The following is a 9584-nucleotide window of genomic DNA, read 5'->3' as shown; positions in this document are numbered from 1 at the left end:
ACCCCCGCCCACCCGCCGGGCTACACCCCGACGGTAGCGGTGGCCACCCCGGACACCGAGCCCGCGTCCGAAGCCGCACCGCAGCCCACGCCCGCGCCGCGTCCCGGCCCCCGCCGTTCCGCCGCCGCGCTCCGGATCGCGGCACAGTTGCGGGAGACGTATGCGTCGACGGCGCCGTTCTGAGCGGGACAGCAGGCCGAGACGCTCCAGGGTGCGCCGGACCGACGCGCCCCTCGCCCCTTGTCCGGGGCCGTGGCCCGCACGAAGATCTACACAGTTCAGCAGCTATCAGGAGGTACCGCGGGTGACCGCCCAGCAGTCCAGTAGGCAGTCCAGCGGGCAGCCCGCACCGAGCACCGGTACGAGTCTCCCGCCCGGCGCCCAGATCGTCGTGCGCGACGAGGAATGGCTGGTCAAGAACGTCACCCGGACCGATCACGACGGCGACCGCATCGAGGCCGTCGGGATCTCCGAGTTCGTCCGCGATCAGGAGGCCGTCTTCTTCACGGGCCTGGAGCGGACCCGCGACGGCGAACCCGGCATCGAGTTGATGGACCCCGCCAAGACCACCCTGATCAGCGACGACTCACCGAACTTCCGCCGCAGCCGGCTCTTCCTCGAAGCGATCCTGCGCAAGACCCCGCTGCCCCAGTCCGAGCGCGGCCTGGCCCTCGCCGACAGCTTCCTCCTCGACCCGCTCCCCTACCAGCAGCGGCCCGCGCAGCTCGCCCTCTCGGGCCGGAACCTTCGCCCCCGCATGCTGATCGCGGACGTCGTCGGCCTCGGCAAGACCCTGGAGATCGGACTCACCCTCGCGGAGCTGATCCGCCGCGGCCGCGGCGAGCGGATCCTCGTCGTGACCCCGCAGCACGTTCTGGAGCAGTTCCAGCACGAGCTGTGGACACGGTTCGCCATCCCGCTGATCCGCCTCGACTCGGCGGGCATCGAGCGGATCCAGCGGGAGATCCCGGCCGGCCGCAACCCCTTCACGTTCTTCAAGCGCGTGATCGTCTCGATCGACACCCTCAAGAACACCGATCAGTACAAGCACCACCTGGAGCACATCCGGTGGGACGCCGTCGTCATCGACGAGTCGCACAACCTGATCAACCGCGGTTCGCTGCGCAACCAGCTCGCCCAACTCCTCGCGCCGCAGACGGACGCCCTCATCCTCGCCAGCGCCACCCCGCACAACGGCAACGCCCGCTCGTTCGCCGAACTGATCGCGCTGCTCGACCCGGCGGCGATCCGTGACCCGGAGCGCTACTCGGCCGAGGACATCAAGCACCTGTTCATCCGCCGCACCAAGGTCAGTGCCGAGGTACGGGAGAAGATGTCCGGCCAGTGGGCCGACCGAGGCCCCTCCGAGTCGGTGCACTGCCCGGCGACCCCGGCCGAGGAGAAGATCTTCGACGAGCTGGCGCAGGTATGGCTGCCCGCCGAGGGGCGCTCGGTGAGCGACGTCCCGCTCTTCCCGTACACCCTGCTCAAGTCCTTCCTCTCCTCGCACGCCGCCCTGAGCTCCACGGTCGAGGCCCGGATCAAGACGCTGGAGAAGAAGAACGCCCCCGACGCGACGGGCGCAGAACTGGCCGCCCTCCAGCGTCTGCGGGAGCTGACGGCCGATCTGACCGCGCAGGATTCCGGCAAGTTCACCGCTCTCGTCGAGCAGTTGAAGGCGATCGGCGTCGGACCGCGCAGCGAGACACGTGTCGTGGTCTTCTCCGAGCGCGTCCAGACCCTGGAGTGGCTGCGGTCCGCCGTACCGGCCGCGCTCGGCTTCAAGGGCAAGGCTCTGGAGGAAGCGGCCCGCGTGATGCACGGCGGCCTCTCCGACGAGCAGCAGATGCAGTGCATCGAGGACTTCGGCCTCGCCGACGCACCCGTACGCATCCTCTTCACCGGTGATGTGGCGTCGGAGGGTGTCAACCTCCACCGGCAGTGCCATCAGCTCATCCACTACGACGTTCCGTGGTCGCTGATCCGCATCGAGCAGCGCAACGGCCGTATCGACCGTTACGGGCAGATCCACAAGCCTCAGTTCCGCGCCCTGATCCTGACCAGCGAGGTGGACGGCGCGAAGGACGACCGCACGGTCGCCGAGCGTCTCCTTGAGCGGGAGGACGAGGCGCACCGCTCGCTCGGCACGGCGGAGGCGGTCTCCGGGCTGTACCGCCCGGAGGCCGAGGAGAAGTCGCTGATCCAGGACCTGCTCAAGGGCCGGACGGTCGACGAGTCGCTCCAGCACACCGCCGAAGAGGCAGGCGGCGCGGACGATTTCCTGGCCGACTTCTTCGCCCAGGTCGACGACGTGTCCGCCGAGCCCGCCGTCGCGGCCCCCGCATCGGACGGTTCCTCGGTCGCCCCGCCGAAGGCCCACGTGCCCCGTCTCTTCACGACCACCCGCGAGTTCGTCGACGAGGCGGTACGGGAGGTCTTCCCCGACGCCCAGCAGTCCCTCGGGATGGACCGCGACCCCGAGAACGGCCTCATCTCCTTCAAGCCTCCGGCCGACCTGGTGCACCGGCTGAAGGCGCTGCCTCCCGACTACCGCCGCGAACAGCGCCTGAGCGAGCGCCTCCTCGTCACTCTCAACCGCAAGCTGGCCGACCGAGCCCTCGTACGGGCCCGTGAGTCGGGCGCCTCCAGCTGGCCGGAGATCTCCCTGCTCACCGACCTCCACCCGGTCGTGGAGTGGCTGACCGACAAGGTCCTGGTGAAACTGGGCCGCCAGGAGGCCCCGGTCATCACGGCCGACGTCGACGCCCCCGTGTACCTCGTGCAGGGCATCTACTCCAACGCCCTCGGCCGCCCCACGGTCGTGAAATGGATGGCTGTCACCGGCGAGCACGTCACGGACGACATGGTGGGGACACTGCGCGAGGCAGGCATCGGCCCGACGATGGCCAACCCCTTGCGGCCCCACGACGCCGACGGCCTGCGGGCCGGTATCCCGGCCGCCCTGGAGGCAGCCGAGGCCTTCCTCTCGCGCCACAGCGCGGAGTGGGACAAGGCGCTCCTCACCCCGATCGAGGAGTACCGGCATCGTCTGGGCCAGTGGGAACAGCCCACCCTCGCCGGCGAGGAGACCAAGGACGACCTGTCCCGCCTCGCCGACTCCCTGCTGACGACGGGCCGGCCCATGCTGCGCGTCCTGGCCGTCCTCGATTCCGCCCACGGCTCCGCCGCGCACGCCTAGGAGAATCCCCATGACGTACGACTCCCTGGTCAACCGCGGTGACTACTTCTCCGCGCACTACCTGGCCGAGGTCTTCCCGAAGGACCTCAAGACCGGTCTCCTCGCAGCCTGGAAGACCCGCGAGGAGGAGGCGAAGTCCTCTGAGTCCGTGGATCAGGAACCGGCCCCGGACGCCCTCCCGGTCACCCCCCGTCTGGGGCTGCGCGCCCTGCGCCGCCCGTACTTCCGTACCCGCGCCTTCTTCGCGGAGGCGGCGGTCACCCACGACGACGCGACGACGTACGACGCACCCGAGTGGCGCGAGCGCGCCGCCTCCCTCAACTCCTCGACCCTCCGCGCCCTCGGCTACGACTCCAAGCCCCAGATCCTGACGGTGTCCCGGGCGGACCACACGTACGAGATCCCCGTCGCGCACGCCGAACCGGGCCTGGTGGCAGTCGACTGCGGCTGGGCGGCCGAGCCGGACGCGGCCCTGGACCCGGACGGCTCCGGCCGCCTCCTCACCCCCGTACAGCTGGACGCCTCCACCCTCCTGCGTACGGGCTCGAAGCTCGCCTCGTTCCTCTTCGCGAGCGAGGACGCGCCGCGGTACGTGCTGCTGCTCGCCGGCGGCGTGATCGTCCTGGCGGACCGGGCGGCGTGGGGCGAGGGCCGCTATCTCGCGGCCTCCCTGGACACGGCCCTGGACCGCAACAACACCAAGGACGGCCAGGAACTCGACACCCTGGCGGCCCTGTTCGGTGCGGACTCGCTGCGCACTCCGGAGGAAGGAGGCGAGAACCCGCTCGCCGGGCTCGTCGACAAGTCCACGAAGCATGCCGTGGGCGTCTCGTCCGAACTCCGTGACGGCCTGCGCGAATCGGTGGAACTCATCGCGAACGAGGTCCTGGCACGGATCGCCGGCCATGACGGCGTCCGCCTGGAGGACGTGAAGGAACTCCCGGAACTCTCCCGGCAGCTCACCCGCGAGTCGCTCCGCTACCTGTATCGCATCCTGTTCCTCCTGTACGCGGAGGCCCGCCCGGAGCTGGGCATCCTGCCGTCCGACTACCCGGAGTACCACCAGGGGTACGGCCTCGGCCGCCTCGGCGAGCTCGTCGCGGAGCGGGACCTGGTGGGCGAGAAGGCCCGCGAGGGTGTCTACCTGTACGAGTCCCTGGACCTGCTCTTCAGCAAGGTTCAGGAGGGCTACCGGCCGCGCCGCACGCACGGGGTGGGCGCAAAGGACTCCGAAGACGTCGGCCTCCGCTTCGAACCCCTCCACTCGAAGCTCTTCGAACCGGAGTCGATCCGCCTGATCGGCGCCGAGTCGGTCAAGGACCCCCGCCACGACGACGACTCCGACGAGGGCCCGCGCTACCTGGACACCCGACTCCGCAACGCGACCCTGTACAAGGTCCTGCGGAAACTGATGCTCACCCGGGGCAGGAAGGGTGAGCGCGGCGGCTTCATCTCGTACGCGCAGCTCGGCATCAACCAGCTGGGCGCGGTGTACGAGGGGCTGATGTCGTACGCGGGCCGCATCGCGGACGAGGAGCTGTACGAGGTCGCGAAGAACGGCGACCCAAAGGACGGTTCCTGGCTGATCCCGAAGTCGAAGACGGTCGAGTACGAGGATGCCGTCTTCGTCTACCACCGAGACGAGGAGACGGGCGAGGACGTCCGTGTCCGGCACCTCCCGGGTAAGTTCGTCTACCGCCTCTCCGGCCGCGACCGCCAGACCTCAGCCTCGTACTACACGCCGGAATCGCTGACGAAGGTCACCGTCCAGCTGGCCTTGCAGCACCGCCTCGACCAGGACGACACGGTCACCGAGGCCCGGGAGCTGCTGGACTGGAAGATCTGCGAGCCGGCCCTCGGCTCGGGCGCGTTCCTCAACGAGGCCATCAACCAGGTCGCGTCGGAATACCTGCGCCGCCGCCAGGACGAGACCGGCCACGCCATCGACACCGAGCAATACCCGATGGAGCTCCAGAAGGCCAAGGCATACATCGCGCTGCACAACTCGTACGGCGTGGACCTCAACTCGACGGCCGTCGAACTGGCCGAGGTCTCGTTGTGGTTGAACACGATGCACCCCGGCATGGAGGCGCCGTGGTTCGGCCTCCACCTGCGGCGCGGCAACTCCCTGATCGGCGGCCGGAGGGAGATCTACGGTCCGGACCGCCTGAAGAAGGGCGGCTGGCTGGGCGCCACGCCGGAACGCTTCCCTCTTACGGAGGCTTCGTCCGGGCTTCCGTCCGGCTCGGTCCACCACTTCCTGCTCCCTGCGAAGGAGTGGGGCGCGGTCGCCGCCGAGAAGGAGGCGAAGGCCCTGGCCCCGGAGGAAGCGAAGGCGCTGGGTGCCTGGCGCAAGGCGATCACGAAGTCGCCGAGCGCGAAGCAGACGGCCCGGCTTCAGGGGCTCGCGCGTCGGGCGGAGTACCTGTGGCAGCTGGTGGTGCGCCGCCTGGAGATCTCCGAGCGGGACATCAGCCGCAGGATCGACGTCTGGGGCGCGGAGCCGGAGTGGCTGCGGCAGCCGGTGGAGGCGGTCCAGCGAGAAGAGGTCCTGGCGGACCTTGAGGCGGTGGACACCCCGTACTGGCGGCTGAAGACGCTGATGGACGCGTGGTGCGCGCTGTGGTTCTGGCCGGTCCAGGAAGCGTCGCTGCTGAATGGTACGAACCCTCGATACCGGCAGGCGGCGGAGCTGGCGGAGCAGTCGGCCGTGTATGAGGTGGCGGTCTCGGGGGCGGAAGACGAAGAGCAGAACGAGGACGAGAGCGCCGGTGTCCTGATGTCCTGGGAGGAGGAGGCCCTCCCAGGTTTCGGCACGGAGGCCAAGCAGCTGTCCTTGACCCAGGAGGCCGTGGCCAAGCGCCGGATGGGCCGCCGCAAGGAGTCCATCGCCGACCGGCGCCGCGAGGTGATCCCGCTGGCAAACCTGGACGACTGGCTGGACTTCGCGGAGTCGCTGCTGGGGACGCAGGATGTGCCGGCGGAGTCGCTGATCGCGGAGTTCGAGTCGCTCACGGAGCTGACGCCGTATGAGGATGCGCTGCCGGATCTGATGGGGATGGACCGGTCTTATTGGCTGGAGTCTCGGTTTCCTTGGGCGGCACGGTCGAAGGACATTGCCACCCAGCAGGGGTTCTTTCATTGGGAGTTGGAGTACGCGCAGGTTTTCGAGCGGGGCGGGTATGACTTGCAGGTGGGGAACCCGCCGTGGGTGCGACCGGACTGGCAAGAGGACTTTGTCCTCGCAGAGCTGGAGCCGTGGTTCAAGCTGTCCGAAAAGCCGAGCGCCGAAGAGTGGCGCTTGCGCAAGGCAGAGACACTCAAGCCGAATCCAACGTTCCTACTCACCGAACTCGCCACCATTTCAGGCACAGTAGCGGCACTTACCTCCGACGCCATCTATCCAGAACTAGCGGGCACACGTCCTGACATGTATCGAGCATTCATGTGCAGGTCTTGGCTCAACCTCTCACCCGCAGGGCTCGCAGGATTGATTCACCCTGACACTCACTTCGGCGGAGTGAAGGAGGGGCGCCTTCGAGGTGCAACTTACAAGCATCTACGAATCCATGCACATTTCTACAACCGTGCCAACATTTTCCCCGAAATTCACGCAAACACCGAATTCAGCATCAATATCTACGGCTCGGCAGCCGAGGTGTCCTTCACGCACGTAAGTTGGCTTTTCGATCCGGTGACATTGACGGCCTCTCTCAAGCACGATGGAAATGGCCCCCTCCCCGGAATCAAGCACGAAGGCCGCTGGGAACTACGCTCGCACGCCGCACGCCTCATCCAGGTAGATGACAACCGCCTCACACAATGGGGCCGCCTAGCTGGCGAGACGAACACGTCCACCGAGAAGGCGCCACTTCTCTACCCTGTGACCACCGATGAACAGGGGGCAATCGAAGCTCTCGCAGCATTCCCCGTCCGCCTAGCCGAGTTCGCCCCCAGAATCAGTCAAGGCCACAACGAGACTCACGCCAAGAAAAGTGGACTCATCCGCTGGTCAACTAGCACCCCCCTCGACCTCACGGAAGTCGTTCTCCAAGGCCCTCATTTCGCCACTTCTACACCCTTCAACAAACAGCCTAACATTCCTTGCAAAACGAATCGAGATTGGTCGACTTACGACCTAACCACCCTCCCGGTAAATTCCGTTCCTCGGACAAATTACGTTCGTGGCACCGACCAAAACCATTACCAGGCATCCCATGACCTCTGGAACGGTCGCCCGTACACGGAGTTTTTTCGCCTGGCCTGGCGCAGAATGATCCCCTTCGACACCGAGCGCAGCCTCTTCGCAGCTTTGATCCCACCTGGCCCGACATACGTCTTCACCGTTAATTCCCTGTCAATGACAGACAATCAAACTACCGCACTCAACGCCGGCTTCTGGGCTTCAATTCCACTGGACTATCTCCTGCGTATCACCGGTCGGTCAGACCTGACTCCGGCAGGAGTGCGCCAATTTCCCGCCCCCGTTGCCGCGCACCCCCTCGCCGCACCGCTCCTTCTACGCACCCTCCGGCTGAACTGCCTAACCGACGCCTATGCGCCGCTCTGGAAGGACCTGTTCCACCTCACTTGGCCAGGCTACGAAAGCTGGGCGTACGACGGCTGGCTGGGACTCGACCCTCTTGCAGGGCATCTGACAAACACTTGGGAGTACGACACCCCCCTCCGAACCGAGCACGAACGCCGCGCAGCGCTCGTCGAGCTCGACGCGCTCGTATCCGTCTGGCTAGGCATCACCGCCGACCAGCTCGTCGCGATCTGCAAGTCCCGATACCCCATCCTCTCCGACTACGAGGCGCAGATGTACTTCGACGCCAACGGCCGAAGGATCGCCCGGAACCACAACAGCTACGGGCACGGCCAAACCAAGGAGATCTACCCGGCGCTCCTCGATCACCTGGCCAACCCAGCCACCACCCCGCCCCCCGAGGGCTACACCGCGCCCTTCTACAAGGCCGACCGTGAGACCGAGATGCGGGCCGCGCACGCGCACTTCTCCGCTCGGCTCGACGCGGAGATCGCCGCCGGCCGGTGGACACCTCCGGTGAAGGCAGACGAGTAGGAAGACGAACGGGCCGCGCCAACCGAAGTTGGCGCGGCCCGCGTTGTCGTACAGGTCAGTGCGACGCGAAAGCGACGAAGGTCGCCCACTGCTCCGCGTCGAAGCGCAGCATAGCCCCGGCCTTGTTCTTCGAGTCACGGACGTGCGTCGATCGGGCGGCGTTCGCCACCTCTACGCACTCTCCGCCCGATCCGGTGCTGTAACTGCTCTTGAACCAGGCCGACTCAGGCACGGTTCCGGCAGGCTCTTCGGTGTTCATACATCTCCCAGCAGCTTCTCAATGAGGGCCAGCGTCTCGCGCGGAGTGAGCGCCTGAGCCCTGAGGATGCCGTACTGCTCCTCAAGTTCTCGGACCGGCTTTCGCTCTGTGTACAGACGGCTGTCCTTGTACCCCTCCACGTAGGCGATCCTCCGCCCCTCTCGCGTTTCGATCAAGGTGAAGGGGCCTTCAAGTCCAGCGTGCTCCTCCACCTCGGTCGGCATCACCTGGATTTCGACATTGCGCCGCTGCCCGCAAAGGAGGAGCTGCTCCAGCTGACCGCGCATAACGGCCCGCCCTCCGAACGGACGGCGGAGGAGCGACTCCTCAATGACGAAGCTGATGGTGGGCAGCGGCGTTCGCGCGAAGATCGCTTGTCGGGCCAGACGCGCCGAGACCCGCTGCTCGGCAGTCTCCTCAGACAGCAACGGCCGCCACATGGCACAGACCGCCCGTGCGTACTCCTCGGTCTGCAACAGCCCCGGAACGGCCTTCGTCGCATACACGTGCAGCTCCACGGCCTCCTTCTCCAACTTCGCCGCACCCCGGAAGAACGCCGGGTACTGCGCCCGCGCGACCTCCTCCTTCATCTCCTCCAAGATCCCGCGCGCCCCAAGGAGCTCGTCCGCCTGGTCGATGAACTTCGGCGGCGGGATCCGCCGCCCCTGCTCGTACGCCGCGATGGTGGCCGCCGAGTATCCCGTCCTCGCCCCGAACTCCGTCCGGTCCAGCCCCGCCCACTCCCGGAACCGCTTCAGCTGCCGCCCGAACACCTGAAGGATGCCCGTCGCCCCCTGCTCGGCTTCATATCCGGCTTCCACTTCCCGATCGTCCATGATCCGCGCCTCCCACGCCCAACGCCCCGGCTGTCCCGCCGGTCACGCCCCGCATCGCCGACACCCTCCGCACCCACGCATACAGCCCGCACCCGTCCGCGCGTCACTCCTGGTCAACGCTACTCACGCAACGCCACCGTTGGCGGCATGAAATCTACAACTCACCCCACCCAGCCCACCCGCGAACTCCACGCCTCCGGACAGGAG

At 67.2% G+C, this 9584-nt stretch carries 4 protein-coding genes and 1 pseudogene; 3 read left to right on the top strand and 2 right to left on the bottom strand.

Features of this window, described 5'->3' with window-relative positions:
* The 3 genes and pseudogenes from D3105_RS35005 to D3105_RS30005 form a co-directional block, all read left to right on the top strand.
* Positions 1–183: pseudogene (locus tag D3105_RS35005) on the top strand (hypothetical protein); the annotation flags it as partial.
* A 121-nt stretch (positions 184–304) separates the two neighbouring features.
* Positions 305–3199 (top strand): DEAD/DEAH box helicase, encoded by a 2895-nt coding sequence (locus tag D3105_RS30010; protein WP_240647072.1) that lies wholly within the window; start codon positions 305–307, stop codon positions 3197–3199.
* 148 nt (positions 3200–3347) lie between these two features.
* Positions 3348–8282 carry a class I SAM-dependent DNA methyltransferase gene (locus tag D3105_RS30005; protein ID WP_338104028.1) on the top strand — a complete coding sequence of 1645 codons (4935 nt, stop codon included), beginning with the start codon at positions 3348–3350 and terminating at the stop codon, positions 8280–8282.
* 55 nt (positions 8283–8337) lie between these two features.
* Here the strand turns inward: D3105_RS30005 and D3105_RS30000 are convergent, their stop codons facing one another.
* Complete coding sequence (locus D3105_RS30000) at positions 8338–8541, bottom strand: DUF397 domain-containing protein (RefSeq protein WP_118906063.1); 204 nt, start codon at positions 8539–8541, stop codon at positions 8338–8340.
* Positions 8538–9377 (bottom strand): helix-turn-helix domain-containing protein, encoded by an 840-nt coding sequence (locus D3105_RS29995; protein ID WP_118906062.1) that lies wholly within the window; start codon positions 9375–9377, stop codon positions 8538–8540. Before D3105_RS29995 ends, D3105_RS30000 begins: the two co-directional genes overlap by 4 nt.
* Positions 9378–9584 lie beyond the last annotated feature (207 nt).

Source organism: Streptomyces globisporus, from assembly GCF_003501885.1.
Lineage (GTDB): Bacteria > Actinomycetota > Actinomycetes > Streptomycetales > Streptomycetaceae > Streptomyces > Streptomyces globisporus_D.
This window is presented reverse-complemented; position numbering and strand designations above follow the sequence as displayed.